This window comes from Streptomyces sp. NPDC060064 (assembly GCF_042736455.1).
Classification (GTDB): domain Bacteria; phylum Actinomycetota; class Actinomycetes; order Streptomycetales; family Streptomycetaceae; genus Streptomyces.
The window spans coordinates 17,415-41,065 of record NZ_JBHWWF010000051.1 but is presented as its reverse complement, the minus strand read 5'-3'; the positions used below and the strand labels follow the sequence as shown (position 1 = coordinate 41,065).

Here is a 23,651-nt window from a genome sequence, read left to right as displayed (position 1 = left end):
CCTCTCGGAGCGGCGGCACCGGCCTTCGGTTCCCGATGCTTACTTCTTGGCCTTGACCTGGACTTCGTCGAAGATCGGGTCGCCGTCCTGGCCGTAGACGATCTTGCCGAAGACGTTCTTGGACTGACCCGAGTTGGTCTTGTAGAACCAGAGCGGGATCGACGGCATGTTGGCCTTGAGCATCTGCTCGGCCTCCTGGTACATCTTCACCGTCTCGTCGAGCGTCTTGGCCTTGTCCGCCTTGGCGGTCAGCTCGTCGAACGCCTTGTTCGAGTAGCCGCTGGTGTTACCGGCGGCCGTGGTGCCGTACAGGTCGCGCATGAAGTTGGAGTTGACCGGGTAGTCGAGCACCCAGCCACCGCGGTACATGGACTTGACCTTCTTGCCGTCACGGGCGTTCAGATCGGTCTGGAAGTCCGGCTTCGAGTCGCCGACGCACTCCACGCCGGTGGACTGACGGATGCTGTTGCAGACCGCGTCGACCCAGGCCTTGTGCGGCTGGTCCGCGTTGAACTGGATCGAGATCTTGTTGCCCGGGACGCCGCCACCCTCCTTGATGAGGGCCTTGGCCTTGGCCGGGTCGAACTTCACGACGTCACCGAGGGCACCGGCCTTGTAGCCGAGCACACCACGGGCGACGTAGGAGTCGGCCGGCTCACGGGTGCCGTTCAGAACCGTCTTGGTGATCGTCGGGCGGTCGATCGCCATCGACAGGCCCTGGATGACCTTGGGGTTGATGTTCTTGAACTGCGGCGTGTAGAACGCCGGGACGAGCGACTGGACCGCGGAGTACTCCTGGTCGATCGCGCGGTCGCCGAGGTCCTGCTTGTAGTTCTTCAGCGCGGTGACCGGGACCTGCTCGATCCAGTCGAGCTGGTCGGAGCGCAGGGCCGAGTACGCGGCCTCGGCGGTCGTGTAGTTCTTGAAGTCGATGCCACCGTTCTTGGCCTTGTTGGGCCCGGTGTAACCGTCGAACTTGCGAACCTTGATCAGCTTCTTGTGGTCCCAGGACTCGAACTTGTAGGGACCGTTGCCGATCGGCTTCTCGCCGTAGCCCTTCGGGTCCTTGAAGAAGCCCTCGGGCAGCGGCGCCCAGACGTCGTAGCCGAGCTTGTACGCGAAGTACGAGACCGAGCCGGACAGGGTGATGGTGAAGGTGGTGTCGTCGACGACCTTCAGACCGGACATCGTGGTCGCCTTCGGGTCACCCTTCTCGGGGTGGACGTCGGCGTAGCCCTTGATGTCCTGGAACCAGCTGGAGTTGGTCTGGTTGTTCTTGACGTTGGCAGACCAGTTCCAGGAGTCCACGTAGGACTTCGAGGTCACCGGGGTGCCGTCGTGGAACTTCCAGCCCTGCTTGAGCTTGACGGTCCACACGGACGAGTCGGCGTTCGGCGTGACCGACTCGGCGTTGATGTAGGTGAGCTTGCCGGTGCCCGGCTCGTAGTCGACGAGCCCGGAGAAAATCGTGCGCAGGACACGGCTGCCCTGGCTCTCCTTGGCGTTCGCCGGCTGCAGCGGGTTCTGCGGCTCGCTCAGCTGGGCGACCAGAATCCCGTTGGGGTCGGCCTTACCAGCGTTCATGTCGTCGCCGCTGTCACTGCCGCCGCCACAGGCGGTCGCTGCCAGGGCGACAACTATCGCACCCGCTACCCACTTGGCGCTCTTGGCACCGCGCATGGGTTCCTCCTCATGAGTCCACTTTGTCACTACAAGAAGGGGACATCTACGCGCGCTGACACCCCTGACAGCGGACACGTCACGTACCCCGAGTGTGCTCGTGAGTCGGCGCTCCCCACAGCGCATGACCCATTGACCCGAGCTCAATGGAGCCAACTATTAAGTACGCCCGAGCCGTAAACCACACTTAAAGGGTCTCGTTTTGACAACATCACCAGGCTCTGCGTGCCCGAAATCCGGACAAAGCGATCACAGACAGACACCCGCGAAACGGACCGTTAACACATGTTCCGGAGAGCTACGCTCGATATCCGGACACATGGGCCATGAAAACGAGTTGACGAACGGCCCGGCCCCCCACAGTGTCTGCGGGGGGCCGGGCCGTCGCTACGGCGCAGTGCTGACGCGACGTCAGTTGCGCTTGGCGCGGGAGGCGGTACGGCCGCGCTCCTTCTGGTCCAGGACGACCTTGCGGATACGGACCGTCTCCGGGGTCACCTCGATGCACTCGTCGTCGCGGCAGAACTCCAGGGACTGCTCCAGCGACAGCTTGCGCGGCGGCACCACGTTCTCGGTGGTGTCCGCGGACGCGGCACGCATGTTGGTGAGCTTCTTCTCCTTGGTGATGTTCACGTCCATGTCGTCGGAGCGCGAGTTCTCACCGATGATCATGCCCTCGTAGACCTCGGTGCCGGCCTCCGTGAAGATGACACCGCGCTCCTGAAGGTTGATCATCGCGAACGGCGTCACCGAGCCCGAACGGTCCGCCACCAGCGAGCCGTTGTTACGGGTGCGCAGCTCGCCGAACCACGGCTCGTGGCCCTCGAAGATGGAGTGCGCGATGCCCGTGCCACGGGTCTGGGTCAGGAACTCCGTACGGAAGCCGATCAGACCGCGGGACGGGACGATCCACTCCATGCGGATCCAGCCCGAGCCATGGTTGGTCATGGTCTCCATACGGCCCTTGCGCGTCGCCATCAGCTGGGTGATGGCGCCGAGGTGCTCCTCGGGAGAGTCGATCGTCATGCGCTCGATCGGCTCGTACGTCTTGCCGTCGACCTGCTTGGTGACCACCTCGGGCTTGCCGACGGTCAGCTCGAAGCCCTCACGGCGCATCTGCTCGACCAGGATGGCCAGCGCGAGCTCACCGCGGCCCTGGACCTCCCAGGCGTCGGGGCGCTCGGTGTCCAGGACGCGGAGCGAGACGTTACCGACGAGCTCCTTGTCCAGGCGGTCCTTCACCTGGCGGGCGGTGACCTTGTGGCCCTTGCCGCCCTTGCCGACCAGCGGCGAGGTGTTCGTACCGATGGTCATCGAGATCGCGGGCTCGTCGACCGTGATCAGCGGAAGCGCGATCGGGTTCTCGGTGTCGGCGAGGGTCTCACCGATCATGATGTCCGGGATACCGGCGATGGCGCAGATGTCGCCCGGGCCCGCCTTCTCGGCCGGCTTGCGGGTGAGCGCCTCGGTCATCAGCAGCTCGGTGATGCGGACGTTGGACATCGAGCCGTCACGCTTGATCCAGGTGACGGTCTGGCCCTTCTTCAGCTCACCCTGCTCGACGCGGCAGAGGGCGATACGGCCGAGGAAGTTGTCGGCGTCCAGGTTGGTGACATGGGCCTGGAGCGGCGCGGCCTCGTCGTACTCCGGGGCCGGGACGTGCTCGAGGATCGTGTTGAAGAACGGCTCGAGGTTCTCGCTGTCGGCCGGGACGGTGCCGTCCTCCGGCTTGGTCAGCGAGGCGACGCCGTCACGGGCACAGGCGTAGACGATCGGGAACTCGATCTGCTCCTCGTCCGCGTCCAGGTCCAGGAACAGGTCGTAGGTCTCATTGACGACCTCGTCGATCCGGGAGTCCGGGCGGTCCGTCTTGTTGATGCAGAGGATGACGGGCATCCGGGCCTGGAGGGCCTTGCGGAGCACGAAGCGGGTCTGCGGGAGCGGGCCCTCCGAGGCGTCGACGAGAAGGACGACCGCGTCCACCATCGACAGACCGCGCTCCACCTCGCCGCCGAAGTCGGCGTGGCCGGGGGTGTCGATGATGTTGATGGTGATCGGGGCCCCGCCGGCCTTGGGGTGGTACTTCACGGCGGTGTTCTTCGCCAGGATCGTGATGCCCTTCTCACGCTCCAGGTCGTTCGAGTCCATCATGCGGTCGTCGAGGTGCTCGGCGGCGTGCGCGGCGAAGGCGCCGGCCTGCTTCAGCATGGCGTCGACCAGGGTGGTCTTGCCATGGTCGACGTGGGCGACGATGGCAACGTTACGGATGTCGTGGCGCGTGGGCATGCTGGCTGGCGCTTCTCTCGATCGTGGGATGCGGCGTTGTTTTCCTCGTACGCCCGCCGGGCGGACAGGCCACGGCTAATCCCCATGGTACGGGGCCGTCGCGTCCGGGGCTTCCCGGGCCGATCGGGAGGGGGTTCTGGTGCGCTGGGGGTGCGAAAAAAGCCTGGGTCAAGGGTTGGTACGAGCTTGCCCGCCGGCGCTGCCGGCGGGCAAGGGACTTGAGCCAGTTCTGAGGTTCTGACCTGCTACTTCTTAGTAGTCTTCGAACTTTCGGCCTTCTTGAACCCAATGTCCTGGTACCGGGGTGCCGCGAAGCCGAAGGCTCCGGCATTGACCACCTGAGGCTTGGCCGCCACCAGCTCTGGACGCTGGTAGAGCGGAATGGATCCGGCCGCTGCCCAGATCCGGGCATCCGCCCGGCGCACCAGATCGCGGGCCTTGTCCTCGTCCAGCTCGGCGGCGGCCTGGTCGAAGAGCTGGTCGATGTAGTCGCTGCCGACGCGGGTGTAGTTCTGTTCCACCAGGAGCGAGCCGTCACTGGCGGGCTGGGGCTTGGCGAAGATCGGCCGGGCGTCGGTCGCCGGGAAGGCGGTGGCGGGCCAGGAGTAGAGGGCCAGGTCGTAGGCGCCCGAGGCGATGTGGTCCCTGAAGAAGGCATCGTCGCCGACCTTGGTGATCTCGGTGTGGACGCCGATGCGGTCGAGCATCTTGGAGATCTTGTCGCCGACGGTGCGCAGCGTCTCGGAGCCGGGCCCCGCGGGGAGGACGAAGCGCAGCGTGAGCGGCTTGCCGTCCTTGCCGAGCGGGCGGGCGACGCGGGCCGGTGCCGCGGTCCCGCGCGGGGCGTACGCTCCGGCCACCCCGCCCTTCCGCCCCTTGACCTTGGACCCGGCCTTGTTCTCGGTGTCGTCGTCCAGCGCCTCGGCCCGCTGCCGCAGAGCATCGCCCTGGATGGCCGCCCCGGGGGCGGGGGCGAGAATGCGCGTACCGCCGGTGCCGGTCTCGGCGCCGTGGCCGGCATTCGCGGGCTTGTCGTCACCGACGATGTACATCCCCTCGTTGGACGGCCTGTCCTCCTGCTCTTCCTCCGTCTTCGTCCTGAGCGACGCCTGGCCCGGGGCTGCCTTTACGCTCGGCGCTGCTTTTACGCTCGGTGCTGCCTTTGCGCTCGGCGCTGCCTGCCGGCCGGGTTCCGCTTTCTTGCTGCTGCCGCCCTCACCGCCCGCCTTGGCCGGGTGGGGCTTCTCGAGCGCTCCGCCGGGCGTCCAGCCGGCGTCGGCCAACAGCGCCTGCGCCTCCTTGGTGCTCTGCTCACCGAGCGCACCGCTGTTGTCGGCGTACGCCCGCTGCCCGGCCAGCGCCAGATGGCTGCCGGGCGGATGGGCCGGCAGCCCGAGCGGGGTCAGTACGGCCGCCGCGAGCTCCTTGCGGTTCAGCGCCCGGCCCACTGCGCGGCGCACCCGGTCGTCGGAGAGCGGGCCGGACTCACCGTTCAGCGCGAGCTGCGTGTACGCGGGCTCCAGCGACTTGCGGAGCACGAAACCGCGGAGGGCGGTCTGCTCATTGGCGTACGCCTCGGCCGCATCGGCACTCTGCCTGCGGGCCTGCTGGGCGGCCCGGGCCTTCCCGTCGTCGGAGCCGTTCGCCAGCGCCCAGGACTTGAGCGCGGCAGAGGGGGTGGTCTCGGCGCCCGGGCCGTGAGTGAGTGCCTGGCCGCCCGCGCCCTTGTCCCGTAGCGCGAGAGAGATACGGTCCGCGGCGTGCCGGTCGATCTCCGCGATGTCGAGGCTGCCGGCGGCGAGCGCGGCGGCGCGCTTGTCGCGCGGCACCGCGGTCAGCACCATCCGCTCCAGCTTGGCCGCCTGCCCCCACCAGCGGGGATTGCGTACGAGCGTGGCCGTGCCGGCCTTGATGTCGGTCGACTCCAGCTGAAAGGGGCCGGCCATCCCCTTGAGCGTGCTGCGGGCTCCGTCGTTGAAGGAGTCCGGGGTCCCCGTCACTTCCTTGGGGTAGAGCGGGGTGAAAAGGGACCGCCAGTCCGCGTACGGCTTGTTGAAGGTGATTTTGACCTGAAGGTCGCTGGCACCTTTCTCGATCTTCTCGATCCGCTCGTAGCCGGAATTGTGCGCGGTCCAGTACGCGGAGTCCCTGCCGCTCAGCGCGTGCCACTGGGCGACGAAGTCGGGCGCCCCGATCTCCCTGCCGTCGCTCCACACCGCCTGCTGATTGAGCTTGTAGAGCACGACCTGCTTGGGCTCGCGCTCGACGATCTCGGCGGACTCGAGGTAGTCGGGGTTGAGCTGCGGACGGCCGCGCCCGTCGAGCCTGAAGAGGGAGGGAAGCACGGCCCCGGTGATACGCGTCGTGGCGGCGTCGGCATCGGCCTGGAAGGCGTTGAGGGTGGTGGGCAACGCGTCGACCGCCCAGCGCAGCGTCCCTCCGTCGGCGACCAGGTCCCGTGCGGCGGGGGCGATGTCCTGGGCTGCCGCCGGAGCATCGCTCTCGTCCTCGCCCGAGCTGCAGGCGGTCAGGACCGACAGAGCGAGCACCCCGCTGGTCAGAAGCGCGACGGAGCGGAGCGTTCGGGAGCATGTCCTCCCGCGTGGGGCGTCGACCTGGGACATGACTTGTACCTCTTCGTCCTGGTTTATGGAATTTAGAGATGATCACACCGATTCCCGTCCACTGAAGTGGACGGAACCGGACAGATGACGGAGACACGGCGGCCTCCCCCTCAAGGCCACCCGTGCGGCCCAATGCAGAATCCGACATATCGCTTTAGAAAGGTAGAAAATGGGGAGCAAAATACGAACCATGAGGGGCGCGCCGGAAGCGCATGCGCCGGGAATCCCTGCACGTCCCTTCACAAGCGGGGACGTGACGCGCGACACTCGCAGGCGCATGAGCGATGCCACCGCACCCTGCGGAAGTGAGGGCAAGTCATGTCCGAGCAGGAAGAACTGACGGCGATTCAGCACCGTCTCGACGAGCTGCTCCAGCGCGTCGGGCAGCTGGAGAGCACCGTTGACCAGCTGCGGGCCGCCGGCCCGGCCACGCCGGCGCCCGCCCCGTCGAAATCACCGGGTCGCCCCGAGCTGGTCACCATCCCCGACACCCCGTACAACAGCGCGCTGTGGACGGACACGGACGACGAGGGGCTCGGAGCGCGCGACCGGCACGCACCCTGACCGGCCCCGGCCCGTAGGCACACCGGAGCCCACACCCGATCCCACTCCATACGGAGCCTTCGTTGGCCACTGGTACCGAACCACCACAAATCAATACAGGCGTACAGAGCGCCACGCGCGCCGCCATCGGTCCCCGCCATCTGCGGACGGACCGCTGGTGGCTCACGCCCGCTCTGACCGCCGCCGGGCTGCTCGCCTTCATCGTCTACTCGACGTGGCGCGCCTTCTCGAACGCCGACTACTACGCAGCGCCGTATGTCTCGCCGTTCTACTCGCCCTGCCTCGCCGAGAACTGCGCACCCATGCGCAACGGCCCCAACTGGGAGATCTTCGGCAGCTGGTGGGGCCTGTCCCCCGCGCTGCTGATCCTGATCTTCCCGCTGGGCTTCCGGCTGACCTGCTACTACTACCGCAAGGCCTACTACCGGGGCTTCTGGGCCTCGCCCCCGGCCTGCGCGGTCGCCGAGCCGCACAAGAAGTACACCGGGGAGACCCGCTTCCCGCTGATCCTGCAGAACATCCACCGGTACTTCTTCTACGCCGCGATCCCGGTCGCCGGAATCCTCACGTACGACACCGTGCTCGCCTTCCGCGACGAGCACTACGAATGGGGCCATATGGGCCTCGGCACCCTCGTCTTCCTGATCAACATCGTGCTGATCTGGGCGTACACCTTCTCCTGCCACTCCTGCCGGCACATCATCGGCGGCCGGCTGAAGCATTTCTCCAAACATCCGGTGCGCTACCGCCTGTGGGGCTGGGTCGGCACGCTGAACGAACGCCACGCGCTGCTCGCATGGGCGTCGTTGATCAGCGTCGCGCTCGCCGACTTCTACGTCTATCTCGTCGCGTCCGGTGCCTTCGACGATCCGAGGTTCTTCTGACATGACGCAACTCGAACGACAGCAGTGGGACGTCGTGGTGGTGGGTGCGGGCGGCGCGGGCCTGCGCGCCGCCATCGAGGCGCGCGAGCGGGGCGCCCGTACTGCGGTGATCTGCAAGTCCCTCTTCGGCAAGGCCCACACAGTGATGGCCGAGGGCGGCATCGCCGCCTCCATGGGCAATGTGAACGCCGGCGACAACTGGAAGGTGCACTTCCGCGACACCATGCGCGGCGGAAAGTTCCTCAACCAGTGGCGGATGGCGGAGCTGCACGCGCGCGAGGCGCCCGACCGGGTCTGGGAGCTGGAGACCTGGGGCGCGCTCTTCGACCGTACGGCCGACGGGAAGATCTCCCAGCGCAACTTCGGCGGGCACGAATACCCGCGCCTGGCGCATGTCGGCGACCGTACCGGCCTGGAGCTGATCCGCACCCTGCAGCAGAAGATCGTCTCGCTGCAGCAGGAGGACAAGGAAGAATTCGGGGACTACGAAGCCCGGTTGAAGGTCTTCCAGGAGTGCACGGTCACGCGTGTGCTGAAGGACGGGGACAGGGTCTCCGGTACCTTCTGCTACGAGCGCGAGTCCGGGCGCTTCTTCGTTCTCGAGGCGCCGTCCGTGGTGCTGTCCACCGGCGGCATCGGCAAGTCCTTCAAGGTGACGTCGAACTCCTGGGAGTACACCGGCGACGGGCACGCGCTCGCGCTGCTGGCCGGCGCGCCGCTGCTCAACATGGAGTTTGTGCAGTTCCATCCGACCGGCATGGTCTGGCCGCCTTCGGTGAAGGGGATCCTGGTCACCGAATCGGTGCGTGGCGACGGAGGGGTGCTGCGCAATTCCGAGGGCAAGCGGTTCATGTTCGACTACGTCCCGGACGTCTTCAAGGAGAAGTACGCGCAGTCGGAGGAGGAGGGCGACCGCTGGTACGAGGACCCGGACCACAACCGGCGTCCTCCCGAGCTGCTGCCGCGCGACGAGGTGGCCCGCGCCATCAACTCCGAGGTGAAGGCGGGCCGCGGCTCCCCGCACGGCGGGGTGTTCCTGGATGTCTCCACCCGTATGCCGGCCGAGGTGATCCGGCGCCGGCTGCCGTCGATGTACCACCAGTTCAAGGAGCTGGCGGATGTCGACATCACGGCAGAGGCGATGGAGGTCGGCCCGACCTGCCACTACGTGATGGGCGGCATCGCCGTCGAGTCCGACACCGCGGCGGCGGTCGGGGTCCCCGGCCTGTTCGCGGCGGGCGAGGTCGCGGGCGGGATGCACGGCTCCAACCGGCTCGGTGGGAATTCCCTGTCCGACCTGCTGGTCTTCGGCCGACGGGCGGGGCTGCACGCCGCCGAGTACGCGCAGGGGCTCGGCGAACGCCCGGCGGTGGAGGAGGTCCAGATCGACGAGGCCGCGGCGGAGGCACTGCGTCCGTTCAGCGCCGAGGGCCCGCAGCCGGGTGAGGAGAACGGGCGGCCGCCCGAGAATCCGTACACCCTCCACCAGGAGCTCCAGCAGACGATGAACGACCTGGTCGGCATCATCCGCCGCGAGGCAGAGATGCGGCAGGCCCTGGAGAAACTGGCCGACCTGCGGGTACGGGCCCGGCGGGCCGGAGTCGAGGGCCATCGGCAGTTCAACCCCGGCTGGCACCTGTCGCTGGACCTGCGCAACATGCTGATGGTCAGCGAGTGCATCGCGCGGGCTGCACTGGAGCGCACGGAGAGCCGCGGCGGGCACACTCGCGAGGACTGCCCCACCATGGAGCGCGAGTGGCGGCGGGTCAATCTGCTGTGCCAACTGATCGATCCGACTGGAGGGTTGGCGGCCACCGATCCGGTGCGCGGCCAGGTCTCGCTCGCTCGGAAGACGACCGAGCCCATCCGACCCGACCTGCTCGCTCTCTTCGAGAAGGAGGAGCTGGTCAAGTACCTCGCCGAAGAGGAGCTCTACGAGTGAGCAGCTACAAAGCGGCCTTCAGGGTCTGGCGCGGTGATGCGGACGGCGGGGCGCTGGAGGACTTCGCCGTCGAGGTGAACGACGGGGAGGTCGTCCTCGACATCATCCACCGCCTCCAGGCCACCCAGGCCTCCGACCTCGCGGTCCGCTGGAACTGCAAGGCGGGCAAGTGCGGTTCGTGCAGCGCCGAGATCAACGGCCGGCCGCGGCTGTTGTGCATGACCCGGATGTCGGTCTTCTCGCGGGAGGAGACGATCACGGTGACGCCGCTGCGGGCGTTCCCTGTGGTGCGGGACCTGGTCACAGATGTGTCCTTCAACTACGCGAAGGCACGGGAGGTGCCCTCCTTCGTGCCGCCGCCGGGGGTGAAGGCGGGTGACTACCGGATGCAGCAGATGGATGTGGACCGCTCGCAGGAGTTCCGCAAGTGCATCGAGTGCTTCCTGTGCCAGGACACCTGTCATGTGGTGCGCGACCACGAGGAGAACAAGGCCGCGTTCGCTGGTCCGCGTTTCCTGATGCGGGTGGCGGAGCTGGACATGCATCCGCTGGACGCGGCGGCCGAAGCGGGCCTGGACCGCAAGAAGTCCGCACAGGACGAGCACGGGCTCGGGTACTGCAACATCACGAAGTGCTGTACGGAGGTGTGCCCCGAGGGCATCAAGATCACGGACAATGCGCTGATCCCGCTGAAGGAACGGGCGGTGGACCGTAAGTACGACCCGCTGGTGTGGCTGGGCAGCAAGATCAAGCGCCGCGGGGCGGCTGACTAGCGAGGGACGGCAGGCGGGAGCCGACTCATGGGGCTGCCTGGCGTGGACTGGCCGGCGGCGCCTGCGTAGCTGGGACTGGCTGTCCGGGATCGGCGGCGGGGCTCCCCCATCCTTCTCGGTACGCCGTCCAGTCGCCCTCCTCCGCCGCGAAGTCGACATACAGCGCAACCCCGAACCGCTCACGGCCGCGGTCCGTGCGCCCCAGGCCCAGCCGGGTGCCACGGATCGCGGCCGCGACCGTCTCCGCGGACTCGCGGTGCCCGATGTCGTCCTCGTGGAAAAAGGGCAGCCCCATCAGCAAGTCGGTGTCCTCGGGCGTGACTTCGAGGGCGAGGCTGGTCTGCTGGGCGACATAGCCGCCGTACAGACTCTTCAGCGGCATGGAGGTGTCGTAGGACATCACGGCGATCTGGTCGACCCGGCGGGCGACCTGGCCGAAGAACTCCTGCGACCACCACTTGGGGTGCCCTGTGAGCCCGCCGGCGACGGAGTGGAGTGCGGGCAGCGGGTCGATCTGGTGGGCCGCTATCGAGAGCGGGACCTTTCGGGCACGCGTCAGCTCGCGCAGATCGTCCAGCAGGGACAGATAGTCGCGGTCGCCGGAGTGCAGTGGCTCCAGGTCGTAGTGGACGCCTTCGAAGCCCGCGTCGAGGATCTGCGTGGTGGAGCGCACGACGGCGGCCCGGGTGCCGGCGTCGGGCAGCCGCAGTCCGACGGGCCCCTCGCTCGCCAGCTTGTCGCCGAGCCAGGCCTGCACGCGTATACCAGGGATCTTCCGGTGTACGGCGTCGATCAGCCACCGCGCACGTGCATAGCGGTCGGTGGGCAGCGTCCCGTCATGCTCGAGCGGCCCGGCGTGGACGTACAGGTCCCGTATCCCGGTCCCCCGTACGCGCCGGGCAAAAGCGTCCAGGTCGGCGTTCTTCTTTCGGCCGTCCACCCAGGCGTGACCGAGCCAGATGGCGTCCTTGCCACGCGTCCTCGTGCCTTCTTGGATGTCACCCGCGTAGTTGGCGCGCAGCGCGATCGCGCCGGTGAGAGCGGGGACAAGGAGGAGGAGGGCAAGGCTGAGCGCGATCCGCTTGGGCCACCTCAGGCGGGGGCTGCGCCACCTTCGTAGGAGCGCACGCGCACCCAAAGCTCCACGCAGCGCCCGTACGCGCTCACGCATCCCCACCTGCTCTTTGGTCCCCATGCGCCGCAAGGCTAGATCACGGCTCTGACAATCCGGGTCGGGCACCCGTCCGGTCGCGCAGGCCCAACGGTCGACATAGCCTCCCAAATGTGACGCGAATAGCCGCCAGGCTCCTGCTCGCCGTACTGGTGGCGGCGTGCTGGCTGGTTGTGCCCGCCGCTCGATGCGCCCTCGCCGACGACCCCGTCGGCCTGTCCCGCGAGGGTCGGATCATCGATCGGGTCGGGGGTCTGGGCGACCGGAAGCCGCAGGTCGCGCAGCCCGTGCCCGCTGCGGCCGGCACCCCGGGCGAGGCCGATCCGGGTGGAAGCGACGCTGCCGGGACGGGGGCAGATCTGGTGCTGCCGATCGCGGTCGTCGGCGGGGCCGTCGGGATCGCGGCCTACAGCTACGCCAAGCGCAGGAAGCGGAGCGCGACCCGCACCACACCGCAGGGCGGCCAGGAGGGCTGGGGCACGCCGCAGCATCCGCAGCCGCCGCTGCCCGAACTCGACGCCCAGGCCAAGCAGACTCTTGTCGACACCGACGACGCGCTGCGCACCAGCCAGGAGGAACTCGGCTTCGCCACCGCCCAGTTCGGCGAGGCGGCTGCCAAGCCCTTCAACGACGCGGTGGAGTACGCGAAGAGCGAGCTGGCGGCGGCTTTCCGGCTGCGTCAGCAGCTGGACGACGCCCGCCCGGAGAACGCCGCGACCCGCCGGCGGATGCTCGACGAAATCGTCGCGCGGTGTACGGCCGCCAACCGGCGACTGGACGCGGAGTCCGAGGACTTCGACCGGCTGCGCGCCCTGGAGCAGAACGCGCAGCAGGCTCTCGCCACCGCCGGAGCCGCCTACACCGATCTCAGCGGACGCGCCGTCACGGCGGAGGCCACGCTCGGCATGATGCGTGAGCGGTACGCCGCCTCCGCCGCCGCGCCCGTCGCGAGCAATGTCGAGCAGGCCACGGACCGGCTGGTCTTCGCGAAGACCGGTCTCGACCGGGCAGGCCAGGCGGTCGACGCGTCCGACATGGGCGCGGCCGCCGTGCAGATACGGGCCGCGGAGGGTGCCGTCGCGCAGGCGAGGAGGCTCATCGAGTCCGTGGACCGGCGCGCGCAGGAGCTCGCGGAGGCGGCCGGCAAGCTGCCCGGCGCGCTCATCGGGACGGACACGGAGCTGGCCGAGGCGCGTGGGCTGCTGAAGGGCACCTCGGAAGGGGTCTCGACGGGCGACCTCCAGGGGCGTATCGCGCGGGCCGCGAAGGTGGCCGCGGAGATACGCGGGGAGCAGGAGGCGGGTTCGTACGACCCGATCGACGCGCTGCGCCGGGTCGAGGAGGCGGATGCCGCGCTCGACGAGGCACTGGCGGGGGCGCGCGAGAACGAGCAGGGGGCGCGGCGGGCCCGTGCACTGCTCGATCAGGCGATGCTCGGCGCGCGTTCCACGATCGGTGCGGCCGCCGACTACATCACCACGCATCGCGGAGTGGTCGGCAGCGAGGCACGGACGCGGCTGGCGGAGGCGGAGCGGCGGCTGGAGCGGGCGGTTGAGCCGGCCGGGTCGGGTGGTTCCGGGGACTCGGGCGGCTCGGGTGGTTCCGGTGATCCGCGGGGCGCGCTGGCCGAGGCGCAGCAGGCGGACGCTCAGGCGCGGCGGGCGCAGAACCTGGCCGAAGAAGACGTGCGGGCATATGGGAACCCCTTCGGGCCGGGCGGTGTACAAGGAGCAGGAAATGCGAGGGGCGGTCTCGGGGGCGCGGTGCTCGGCGGGATCATCCTCGGCGGACTGTCCGACGGCGGAGGAAGGAGCGGGGGTTATGGCGGGGGTTCGGGAGGGGAAGGTGGAGGGGGCTCCGGAGGCGGCGGCTTCGGCGGCGGGCCCGCCCGTTTCGGCGGCGGGGGCACCCGCGGCCGCCTCGGGGACGGCCGCTTCTGACACGACTCCCCATACGCGCGACGGGCGCGACGGGCGCCTCCCAGCCGGGGCAGCCGCACCGTCCTCCTTACTACCCGGCTTACTGCCCGGCTTGCTGACCGCTCTGCTGTTCGCCTTACTGTCCGCCCTGTCAGAACATGCTGAGCAGCTGCTCGACGGTGGGCTCGGCCATCGAGTCACCGTCGGGCAAGGGGAGTTCGAACCAGACCGTCTTGCCACGTGGGGTCCGGCGCGAGCCCCAGGCCGCGCTCAGCAGTCCGACGAGCTGCAGTCCTCGGCCGCCCTCGTCGGTGTCGCGGGCCCGTCGGCGCCTGGGCTGCACGAGGCCGGCGTCCCACACTTCGCAGACAAGGGTGCGGTCGCGCAGCAGGCGCAGCCGAATTTCGTCCTCGCCGTACCGCAGGGCGTTGGTGACCAGTTCGCTGACGAGCAGCTCGACCGTGTCCACCAGCCCTTCGAGGCCCCAGGTGATCAGCTGGGCGCGGGCCAGCTCGCGGGCCCGCCCCACAGAGCGGGGCTCACGCGGCAGCCGCCAGTCGCCGACCGCCTCCGTGGGCAGCCCCTGGACGCGGGCCATGAGCAGGGCGATGTCGTCCTCGCCGTGCCGGGTGTCGAGAGTGTTCAGCACATGGTCACAGACGTCTTCCAGGGAACGCGAGGGGTCGGCGCGCAGCGCTGTCGTCGAGGGGTGGTGGCCGGGCGCCGGGCGGGAGGGATCGGTGAGCGCGGTCCGGAAGGCGCGCAGGCCCTCGTCGAGCGGGTGGTCCCGGGATTCGACGAGCCCGTCGGTGTAGAGCGCGAGGAGGGCGCCCTCCGGAAGCTCGACCTCCACCTCCTCGAAGGGCTCGCCGCCCACGCCGAGCGGCATCCCCGGCGGCACGTCGAGCAGCAGCGCCTCCTCCCCCGGTTCGACGAGGACGGGCGGCAGATGGCCGGCGTTGGCGAAGGTGCAGCGTCGGGTGACCGGGTCGTAGACGGCGTAGACACAGGTCGCGAGATAGACCTCGGAGAGGTCGGCGTCGCGGGACTTGTGGGCGACACGGGAGGCCTGCTGGGCGCCGCTGGGGCTGCCGAGGCCGCGGGCGATCTCGTCGAGCGCGGAGAGTACTTCCGCGGGCTCCAGGTCCAGCAGCGCCAAGGTCCGTACCGCAGTGCGCAGTTCACCCATGGCGACGGCGGCCCGCAGACCGCGGCCCATCACATCGCCCACGACCAGGGCGGTGCGGTGGCCGGGCAGTTCAATGACGTCGAACCAGTCTCCGCCGACCTCGGTGGCCGTATTGCCCGGGAGATAGCGGCAGGCGATGTCGAGTCCTGCGGCCTCCGGGTCGCCGGGCGGGAGCAGGCTGCGCTGGAGGATGAGCGCCCGCTCGTGCTCCCTGCGGTAGAGCCGGGCGTTGTCGATACAGACCGCGGCGCGGGCGGCGAGCTCGGTGGCGAGCGCCCGGTCCCGTTCACCGAAGGGCTCGCTGCCCTTCGTACGGGAGAACTGCACAAGCCCGACGACGGTGTCGTGCGCCACCATCGGCACCGCGAGCGTGGATTGGACGAGGGTGCCTTCCTCGCCCGGGATCGACTGGACCCGGGCGGTGCGCAGTGCGCTCGCGCAGGGCGAGTTGAAGGGATAGCGGTGGACCTCGCCGACGGCGGTCGGGGTGCTGCCCTCGGACCTGCAGCCGGGGGTGGTCACCAGCGGGGCGTCGGAGACGGCGCTGGCGAAGGCGACCCGGCGCAGCTCGGCACTGCCGTCGGCCCGTCCGGGCGGGGCCTCGTCGCCGGTGAGGAGTCCCAGGTAGAGGTCGACCGAGGCGAGGTCGCAGAAGCCGGGGACGGCGACGTCGAGCAGTTCGCGGGCGGTGGTCTCCAGGTCGAGGGAGTTGCCGATGCGGGCGCTCGCCTCATTGAGGAGCGCGAGATTGCGCCGGGCGCTCGCGGCCTCGCGGGCGGCGATTTGGCGGCGGGTGACATCGGTGCCCAGTCCGGCGACACCGATGGGGTGACCGGATCCGCTGTGCACCCGGTAGAGATTGATCGACCAGTGCCTGCGGTCCGCGCTGCCCGGGGGGCTCCCGACAATCTGGAGGTCGATGGCGGATTCGCCGGTCTCCAGTACGCGGCGCAGGGAGGCGTTCATCCGCTCCGCCTCGGGGCGGGAGAGATAGTCATGGACGGTGCGCCCGCGGTGGTCGTCGGCGGAGCCCCCGAACACGGTGGCGAAGCGCTGGTTGGCGCGCTGCACCGTGAGATCCGTACCGAAGAGGAGGAAGCCAAAAGGAGATTGGCCGAAAATGGCCTGCGAAGCGGCGAGATCAGTTTCGATCCGGCGCAGCGCGCGGACGTCGACGACGATGCAGAGTGCAGCCCTGTCGCCACGCTCCGTCTCGCTCGGCATCACATAGACCTCGGCTATGCCGTGCGCGCCGCCCCGACCCGGCATACGGAAAGGGACCAGGCCGGTCCACTCCTTGCCGTCGAGTATCTCGGCCACCTTCCGGTGGCCGCGCGGGCGCAGCTCTGCCGGCATGAAGACCTCGATCGGGTCCTTGCCCCTGACCTCGTCAGGGGTGATGCCGAAGAGGTCGACGGCACGCCGACTCCACTGGTCGACCAGCCCGTCGGGGCCGATCGAGAAAGAGGCAACCTTGATGTAGTCATAGATCGAGCCAGGCGGGCTGCTCTGCCATACGACACCACTCGCCGTCTCAGGTATCTCGCTCACGCGACCGTCCCCTCCAGCTCACCGCACCGGACCGGCCATGACCGCAGTATTCAGCACTACGGCTCCGACCGACACGGCGTTCACGATCACAGCACGGTCTCGTTCATTTTCGGCCGAGTCCGAACCGGCCGGAACCGTCTCCGACGTGATCGTTGTCCCCTCACACTTCTAACCAGTGAGGGCCAGCTCGAACCACACGGTCTTGCCGCTTCTGCCCCGCCGCGTTCCCCAGCGGCGGGCCGTACAAGCCACCAGTTGCAGACCGCGACCGCCCTCCTCATCGAGCTCCGCACTGCGTTCGGTGGGGGGATCCGGAAGCGGGTCGGAGACTTCCACACGCAGGGTGGGGGCACTGGCGCCCGGTTCCGGCCGGACCAGCCGGACGCCGATCGGGCCCGATGCGTACCGCAGGGAGTTGGTCACCAGCTCACTGACCAGCAGCACGGTCACATCACCGATCACCGAATCCAGTCCCCAGGCGCGAAGAGTGTCGCGGACAACGTGGCGGGCGGTGCGCACGGCGTCGGCCTCGGCAGGAAAGGTCCACTCGGCGCATTCGCCTTCAGTGTCGATCACGCCGCCCACTTCCCGGACCAGCAGCAGACCCAGCAGACCCAGCAGACTCATGCCCTATTTCGGGGGTTTAATCAGCACATACCCGATATTTGGTGCAAGGTATCCCCGTCGCAGCATCAATGGGCGCACCGTGGCACGAACGGGCGTACGAGTCGGCCGCGTGCGCCCACCTCCGCGCCTGGAGAGCCGGTCGGTCCGGATCAGTCGACGAACTGGTGGTCCGTCATGGTCGGGCCGGGCCTTGGCTCAGCCGGTTTCCACGAAGCTGACATGCCGAGCCGAAAACACGTCAGCCCTCAGCCCTCAGCCCTCGGCCGACGAGGCTCAGTCCAGTTCACCCGACGCCTTGAGCTCATCGAAGAGCAGTTGATCGACCGGAGGGACCTGGGTCCGGTCGAGGTAGGACAGCCAGGCGATCTCTTCGATCTCACTGCTGGCCGTCAGCGTGCCCCGGTAGTCACCGGCATAGCAGCTCATGCGCACAACGACACCGTCCGAATGACCGTGAGCCTGGGCTTCGTAGGTGCCCACATGTGACACGGTCGCCGGAAGGACGGCCACGGCCAGTTCCTCTTCGACCTCACGGAGCAGGGTCTGCAGATCACTCTCGCCACCTTCCCGCTTCCCGCCGGGGATGTAGTAGACGTCCTTACCCCGGGAGCGCGCACAGAGGATCCTGCCGTTCTCCACCCGCACCCACGCCACCGTGTCGATCAAGACCGACATCCTCTGCCCTCACTCATACGGAACCTGATCACTGGACCCTACCCGCACGAAGTCCGGCTGAAGAGGGCAGTGGAATGGGCCGCCACACCACGGCTAGCGAGTGGTCTGACCTATACGCTCGACCCAGTAGAGCTGCTTGTGCCCGCGACCGTCGAGGGTGTCCGCGATCTGCTGCGCCTCGTCCCTGGTGGCGTACCTGCCGACGCGATAGCGGTTCCCGTTGTCGTCCTGCCGTATGACGAGCCAGGGGAGCACAGGGCCATTGTCGTTCATCGCGCCCCTCCCCGGGTCGGCCTGCAGGTCTGTAACGATCGCCAGGAAACCGCACTACGCATATGCCCGAGCCTACGCCTGACCTTTACTGAGCGGATACGTGTTTTCACAAAGAGATATGAGAGGGGGGCGTATCCGGCCGGATACGCCCCCCTCTCACTGCCCGTCGCCTCGACTCTGCTCAGTCCGTGGGCTCCGTGGGCACCGTGGGCACCACACTCAATAGGGGCATCGCACGCACCGTGGGCACCGGCATCAGCACCGGACCACTGGCCGCCGGATCCTTGCGGCAGACATCCCCGCACTCGGAGTCCAGCGAGCAGCACAGTGAGCAGATCGGTCCTGACTGGACCGGGCAGTCGGCGATGTCCGGGAGCTCGTACGCCGTCTCGCACACGGAGCAGGTGTGGGTGGCGGTGATGTCCTCGATCTCGGCCTCGGGTCCGTTCACCGGGTTCGGCCTGGCCAGGTAGTACTTGCCTTTCGTCGCCCAGGCGATCAACGGGCAGAGCACCAGGGAGAGTCCGGCCGCGATAAAGGTCGAGAAGGCCTCGGCGTACCGGCCGAAGAGTCCGAAGAAGGCGAGGATCGAGACGGTTGAGGCGATCACCATCGCACCGAAGCCGGCCGGATTCACCGCGTACAGATAGGCCCGCTTGAACTCGATGTACTTGGGGCTGAGTCCGATCCGCTTATTGATGACAAGATCCGCCGCTACCGCCGCGATCCAGGCGATGCCCACGTTCGAGTAGAAGCCCAGCAGCTTGTTGAGGGCCGCGAACATGTTCATCTCCATCAACGTCAGCGCGATGGCGAGGTTGAGGAAGATGTACCAGACGCGGCCCGGGTGCTTGTGCGTGATGCGGGAGAAGAAATTCGACCAGGAGAGCGAGCCGCTGTAGGCATTGGTCACATTGATCTTGACCTGCGACACGATCACAAAGAGCGCGGCGGCGGGCAGGGCGACCGAGCCGAGCCACGGCTTGAGCGCTTCGATCTGCGGGGCGATCGGCTCCAGGGCATGCGTCTTGCCGACGGCCTCCAGCGCCACGAAGGCGAGAAAGGCGCCGCCGAGCTGCTTGGCCGCCCCGATGATGACCCAGCCGGGTCCGGCGGCGAGCACGGCGAGGTTCCAGCGGCGCTTGTTCGCCTCGGTCTTGGCCGGCATGAAGCGCAGATAGTCGGCCTGTTCGCCGATCTGGGCGATGAGCGAGAGCGCGACGCCCGTACCGAGGCCGAAGCTGATCCAGGAGAAGCCGGAACCGGCTCCTTCCGTACCGCCGAAGGACCCGAACGCGCCCCAGGCGTCCGGGGCTTCGAAGGCCAGCACCACAAAGGGCAGCACCATGCCGATGATCCAGACAGGCTGGGTCCATGCCTGCACCTTCGCCAGCGCGCCCATCCCCCGGAAGACGATCGGGATGACGATCAGCGTGGTGAGCAGATAGCCGATCTCGACCGGCAGTCCAACGGCCTGGTGCATGGCCTGCGCCATGATCGAGCCTTCGAGCGCGAAGAAGATGAAGGTGAACGAGGCGTAGATGAGTGAGGTCAGCGTCGAGCCGAAGTAGCCGAAGCCGGCGCCGCGCGTGACCAGATCCATGTCGAGGCCGTACTTGGCGCAGGCCCGCGCGATCGGTATCCCGGTGAGGAAGATGATCACCGCGGCGGTGAGGATCGAGGCGAGACCGCTGGTGAAGCCGTAGGTGAAGACGATCGAAGCGCCGATCGCGAAGTCCGCGAGATAGGCGATGCCGCCGAGTGCGGTGCCCGCGACCATCGAGGGCGACCAGCGGCGGAAGGAGTGCGGCGCATAGCGGAGGGAGTAGTCCTCGCGGCTCTCGTCGGCGGCGAGTTTCGCGTAACTGCGCCGGGGCGGCGACTGATGCTCCCCCGGCTCCGGCGCCCTGGTGACAGATGTGGCGGTGTCCGTCATCGGTGACTTCCCGTTCGTCGGTCCGTGTGCGGGTTGCGGGTACGGACGGGAAGGTAGGAGCCGGACATGACAGTCCGTCGCAGTGGGCGATTGCCCGGGCGTTACGGGCGCGGAGCGTGCGTTAACTCGCGGTCACGGAGGCCGGACACACTGTCCGGGTAGCGGTAACCTCCCGGGTCACCTCACTGGCCACATCGTCGGCTCCATCGCGAGTCGCCTGCGGGCCGCCTCCCAACCCGCCTCCCAACCCGCCTCCCAACCCGCCTCGAGGGTCACTTCACCGGCAGGTGGTATGCGATCCGGTAGCGGTCCGCCGGGACGACCACGTCCGCCGTCTCGACCGCCCGCCCCGAGGCGTAGTACGTCCGCTCGACGACCATCACCACATGGCCCGGTACGCCGCCGAGTGCCAGGAGCTCCTCCGCGAGCCCCGGCCGCGCGCCGACCTCCTCCGCCACGTTGTCCACGACGATGTCGATGGCGGCCATCCGCTCGACCACCCCGCAGCCGCCCAGCGGGCCCTCCTCCGGCAGCATCACCGGTGTACGCCCGGTGACTTCGAGGGGCTCCCAGGAGGTGGAGAGCATCATCGCCTCGCCCGCGTCCCGGAAGACATAGCGCGTACGCATCACCCGATCGCCGAGCTGGATGCCGAGCCGGGCCGCGATCTCAGCGCTCGCCCTCTCCTGCTCGCTGCTGGACTCCCAGGTGCCCCGGGCCCCCTCCTCCGCCTGCTCCTGCCGAAAGGGGTTGGCGCCGGACGGCGGTCGGTAGCCGGAGCGGGAGACAGGGCGCGGGACAGGCCGTTCACGGACATACGTACCGGAGCCGGAACGGCCCTCGACCAGGCCCTCCGCCATCAGGACCTTGCGCGCCTCGAGGGCGACGGTGTCCGAGACGCCGTACTCCTCGCGGATCCGCGCCTGCGAAGGGAGACGGGTATGCGGCGGCAGCGAGCCGTTGACGATCTTCTCGCGGAGATCGCTCGCAACGCGCAGATAGGCGGGCTGCTCACCGAATGTCACTGGCCACTCCCAACAGGTTGACAGACAGCAACAGCGTGGCAACCCTGGGTTGCTGACCGCAAGCATGGGCCAAGGTTTCACTCGAAGTGATGATTTGCCTTTACGCAGGGGTTAGCCACGAATATGCCCACCATTTGGCGCCCGCACCCTTGACCTCAATGGTCCAGACCAATACGTTTCCTGGCCATGCGCCGAAACTGCCGAAGATCCCTTGCCAGGGCGGCCGTTGCCGCCTGCTCCCTCTCGCTCCTCGCCGCCCTCGCACCCAGCGCCTCCGCCTCCGCCACCGCCACCGGCTCCGCCCGTGCCTCCGACTCCGCCGACGTCTCCACCCAGGGCGAGCAGCACGCGAGGCCCTCGTACAAACGCGTCGGCTACTTCACCCAATGGGGCGTCTACGGCCGGGACTTCCAGGTCAAGGACATGGACACCAGCGGCCAGGCGGCCAAGCTCACCCACATCAACTACGCCTTCGGCAACGTCGGTTCCGACGGTAGATGCTTCACCGGCAATGTCCCCGGTGAGGCCGACGCCTGGGCCGACTACGCCCGGCCGCTGGACGCCGCCGACTCCGTGGACGGCGTCGCCGACACCGCCGACCAGCCGCTCGCCGGCAACTTCAACCAACTGCGCGAGCTCAAGGCCAAGCACCCCGGCCTCAAGGTGCTCATCTCCCTGGGCGGCTGGAGCTGGTCCACCCACTTCTCGGACGCGGCCCGCACCCCCGCCTCCCGCAAGGCCTTCGTCTCCTCCTGCATCGACCTCTACCTCAAGGGCAATCTGCCGGTCGACGGAGCGCGCGGCGGAGCGGGCGCCGCGGCCGGACTCTTCGACGGCGTCGACATCGACTGGGAGTGGCCGGGCTCGGCGGGCGACACCGACACCGTCTTCCGCCCCGAGGACAAACAGAACTTCACCGCTCTGGTACGGGAGTTCAGGACGCAGCTGGACGCGTACGGCAGGTCCCTCCAGAAGCGCAGGCACTACGAGCTGAGCGCCTTCGTCCCGACCGCACCCGCCAAGATCGACGCGGGCTTCGAGGTCCGCAGGATCATGCGCGATCTCGACTTCGTCAACCTCCAGGGCTACGACTTCCACGGCTCCTGGGAGTCGACCACCGCCCAGCAGTCCGCGCTCTACGCAAAGAACGACTTCAGCGTGGACCAGACCGTCGACGCCTGGCGCGACCGCGGCGCCCCCGCCCGCAAGCTGGTGATGGGCATGCCCTTCTACGGCCAGGGCTGGACGGGCGTGACCGGCGGCGGCGACGGCCTGAACCAGCCCGCCGCGGCGCCCGCACCCGCGACCTGGGCGGCCGGCTACGAGGACTACAAGGCCCTCAGGAAGCTCGCCGACTCGGGGACGTACACGCTCCACCGCGACCGGCGGAACGGCCATGCCTGGCTCTTCGACGGCACCACCCTGTGGACGTACGACGACCCGCAGGTGCTGCGCACCAAGACCTCGTACATCCGTGACCGGGGCCTGGGCGGCGCGATGTTCTGGTCCCTGGACGGGGACACGGCCGACGGCGAGCTGATGACCGCCGTCGACCGCGGGCTCTCCCGCCGCTAGCGCGCGCGGGATTCGGATGGGACCGGTGCCCGGGCTGTCGTTGGCTCAGGAGCCGGTCTCATCCGCCGACGGGATGCCTCCGGACCGTACGGAGCCCTTGAGCTTTCCTTCCGTGACGGCGAAGGCGCAGGTCACCGACCGGTCACCCAGGCGCCAACTGCGTGCGCTCGGCATGTAGTAGTACATCTCCGCCCTGTCCGGCACGGCCGACGCGTCCGCCGCATAGGCGTTGTTGATCTCCGTGCAGCGCTTCTCGGCCACCGGTTCGACCGCCGCCTCGCCGGGCCAGGCGTCGGACTTCTCGAGCTTGAAGGCCCCGGTGACCTCGGCGTCGTGCTCCTTTGCGCAGTCGACGACCCTGACGGTCGCGGTCTCCCTCTCCAGCTCGTCGCCGGGGACGTTGAAGCAGTCGCCCTTGTGCAGGTCGAGCGTGCTGCGCGAGCGCGACGCCTCGTCCATGCCCTTCCGGAAGCCGTCCCAGGCGTCGCCGATCCCGCCGGTGGCGAGTGCGACGAGCACCAGGAGCGTGCTGATCGAGGAGAGCACGATGCCCGCGACCGCCATGCCCTTGCCGCGCTCGCCCTTCCTCTTGATCTGCGAGAGGGCTATCAGCCCGAACACCAGGCCGAGCGGTGGCAGACAGCACACGATGCCGAGCACGAGGGAAGCGATGGACATGCCGTTCACGGACGGTCTGCGGGCGTACTGCGGATACGGCTGCCAGCTTTGGGTGGATGGGTCCACAGGTACGGTACTCCTCGTCGGGATCGTACGAACAGGCGCGCGGATCATACGCGTAGCACGACGGGGACGGAATGTGGACTTCGCAGCACGAGCGGCCGGGCGGAAACGGTGAAGGGGGCGGTGGCCGCGGCGACCCCCCCCACCCCCACACACAGAGAACGGACCTGTGGGAGCTCAGAACAGCAGAGCCCAGGAGTCGATAATTCCAACCTC

The 23,651-nt window shown here is 68.4% G+C and carries 17 protein-coding genes; 6 read left to right on the top strand and 11 right to left on the bottom strand.

Annotation, left to right across the window (positions count from 1 at the left end):
• Positions 1-39: 39 nt before the first annotated feature.
• The 3 genes from ACFWDI_RS36970 to ACFWDI_RS36960 form a co-directional block, all read right to left on the bottom strand.
• A complete protein-coding gene (locus tag ACFWDI_RS36970; RefSeq protein WP_385311000.1) occupies positions 40-1,680 on the bottom strand; it encodes an ABC transporter substrate-binding protein in 1,641 nt (546 codons plus the stop codon).
• 411 nt (positions 1,681-2,091) lie between these two features.
• Entirely contained in the window at positions 2,092-3,966 is a 1,875-nt protein-coding gene (typA, locus tag ACFWDI_RS36965) for a translational GTPase TypA (RefSeq protein WP_327325860.1), read from the bottom strand.
• A 245-nt stretch (positions 3,967-4,211) separates the two neighbouring features.
• Complete coding sequence (locus ACFWDI_RS36960) at positions 4,212-6,590, bottom strand: ABC transporter family substrate-binding protein (RefSeq protein ID WP_385310998.1); 2,379 nt, start codon at positions 6,588-6,590, stop codon at positions 4,212-4,214.
• 318 nt (positions 6,591-6,908) lie between these two features.
• Between ACFWDI_RS36960 and ACFWDI_RS36955 the strand changes: the two genes are divergently transcribed.
• The 4 genes from ACFWDI_RS36955 to ACFWDI_RS36940 all read left to right on the top strand — a co-directional run bounded on the left by ACFWDI_RS36955 (position 6,909) and on the right by ACFWDI_RS36940 (position 10,753).
• On the top strand, positions 6,909-7,154 hold the full coding sequence (locus tag ACFWDI_RS36955) for a hypothetical protein (RefSeq protein WP_385310996.1): 246 nt from the start codon (positions 6,909-6,911) through the stop codon (positions 7,152-7,154).
• Between the two features lie 62 nt (positions 7,155-7,216).
• Positions 7,217-8,038 (top strand): hypothetical protein, encoded by an 822-nt coding sequence (locus ACFWDI_RS36950; RefSeq protein ID WP_385310994.1) that lies wholly within the window; start codon positions 7,217-7,219, stop codon positions 8,036-8,038.
• Position 8,039: 1 nt separating this feature from the next.
• Positions 8,040-9,980 carry a fumarate reductase/succinate dehydrogenase flavoprotein subunit gene (locus ACFWDI_RS36945; protein ID WP_385310992.1) on the top strand — a complete coding sequence of 647 codons (1,941 nt, stop codon included), beginning with the start codon at positions 8,040-8,042 and terminating at the stop codon, positions 9,978-9,980.
• Complete coding sequence (locus ACFWDI_RS36940; protein ID WP_385310991.1) at positions 9,977-10,753, top strand: succinate dehydrogenase/fumarate reductase iron-sulfur subunit; 777 nt, start codon at positions 9,977-9,979, stop codon at positions 10,751-10,753. Before ACFWDI_RS36945 ends, ACFWDI_RS36940 begins: the two co-directional genes overlap by 4 nt.
• A gap of 25 nt (positions 10,754-10,778) precedes the next feature.
• On the opposite strand, the gene ACFWDI_RS36935 is transcribed toward ACFWDI_RS36940, so the two are convergent.
• Positions 10,779-11,924: a hypothetical protein gene (locus ACFWDI_RS36935; RefSeq protein WP_385311006.1), complete on the bottom strand. Its 1,146-nt coding sequence runs from the start codon at positions 11,922-11,924 to the stop codon at positions 10,779-10,781.
• A gap of 113 nt (positions 11,925-12,037) precedes the next feature.
• Here ACFWDI_RS36935 and ACFWDI_RS36930 point away from each other — a divergent pair, with 113 nt between their 5' ends.
• Positions 12,038-13,864, top strand: coding sequence for a TPM domain-containing protein (locus ACFWDI_RS36930; protein ID WP_385310989.1), 1,827 nt, complete (start codon positions 12,038-12,040; stop codon positions 13,862-13,864).
• A 130-nt stretch (positions 13,865-13,994) separates the two neighbouring features.
• On the opposite strand, the gene ACFWDI_RS36925 is transcribed toward ACFWDI_RS36930, so the two are convergent.
• The 6 genes from ACFWDI_RS36925 to ACFWDI_RS36900 form a co-directional block, all read right to left on the bottom strand.
• Complete coding sequence (locus ACFWDI_RS36925) at positions 13,995-16,583, bottom strand: SpoIIE family protein phosphatase (RefSeq protein WP_385310986.1); 2,589 nt, start codon at positions 16,581-16,583, stop codon at positions 13,995-13,997.
• A 168-nt stretch (positions 16,584-16,751) separates the two neighbouring features.
• Positions 16,752-17,168 carry an ATP-binding protein gene (locus tag ACFWDI_RS36920; RefSeq protein ID WP_385311004.1) on the bottom strand — a complete coding sequence of 139 codons (417 nt, stop codon included), beginning with the start codon at positions 17,166-17,168 and terminating at the stop codon, positions 16,752-16,754.
• A gap of 315 nt (positions 17,169-17,483) precedes the next feature.
• Positions 17,484-17,885 carry an NUDIX domain-containing protein gene (locus tag ACFWDI_RS36915; protein WP_385310984.1) on the bottom strand — a complete coding sequence of 134 codons (402 nt, stop codon included), beginning with the start codon at positions 17,883-17,885 and terminating at the stop codon, positions 17,484-17,486.
• A gap of 93 nt (positions 17,886-17,978) precedes the next feature.
• A complete protein-coding gene (locus ACFWDI_RS36910; RefSeq protein WP_385310982.1) occupies positions 17,979-18,158 on the bottom strand; it encodes an SPOR domain-containing protein in 180 nt (59 codons plus the stop codon).
• A gap of 181 nt (positions 18,159-18,339) precedes the next feature.
• Complete coding sequence (locus tag ACFWDI_RS36905; RefSeq protein WP_385310980.1) at positions 18,340-20,094, bottom strand: purine-cytosine permease family protein; 1,755 nt, start codon at positions 20,092-20,094, stop codon at positions 18,340-18,342.
• A gap of 272 nt (positions 20,095-20,366) precedes the next feature.
• Positions 20,367-21,119, bottom strand: a complete 753-nt coding sequence (locus tag ACFWDI_RS36900) for a GntR family transcriptional regulator (protein ID WP_385310978.1) — start codon at positions 21,117-21,119, stop codon at positions 20,367-20,369.
• 186 nt (positions 21,120-21,305) lie between these two features.
• Between ACFWDI_RS36900 and ACFWDI_RS36895 the strand changes: the two genes are divergently transcribed.
• Complete coding sequence (locus ACFWDI_RS36895) at positions 21,306-22,694, top strand: glycoside hydrolase family 18 protein (RefSeq protein WP_385310976.1); 1,389 nt, start codon at positions 21,306-21,308, stop codon at positions 22,692-22,694.
• A 45-nt stretch (positions 22,695-22,739) separates the two neighbouring features.
• Here ACFWDI_RS36895 and ACFWDI_RS36890 read toward each other — a convergent pair whose 3' ends face one another.
• Positions 22,740-23,438, bottom strand: a complete 699-nt coding sequence (locus ACFWDI_RS36890) for a DUF4190 domain-containing protein (RefSeq protein ID WP_385310974.1) — start codon at positions 23,436-23,438, stop codon at positions 22,740-22,742.
• Between the last annotated feature and the right edge of the window lie 213 nt (positions 23,439-23,651).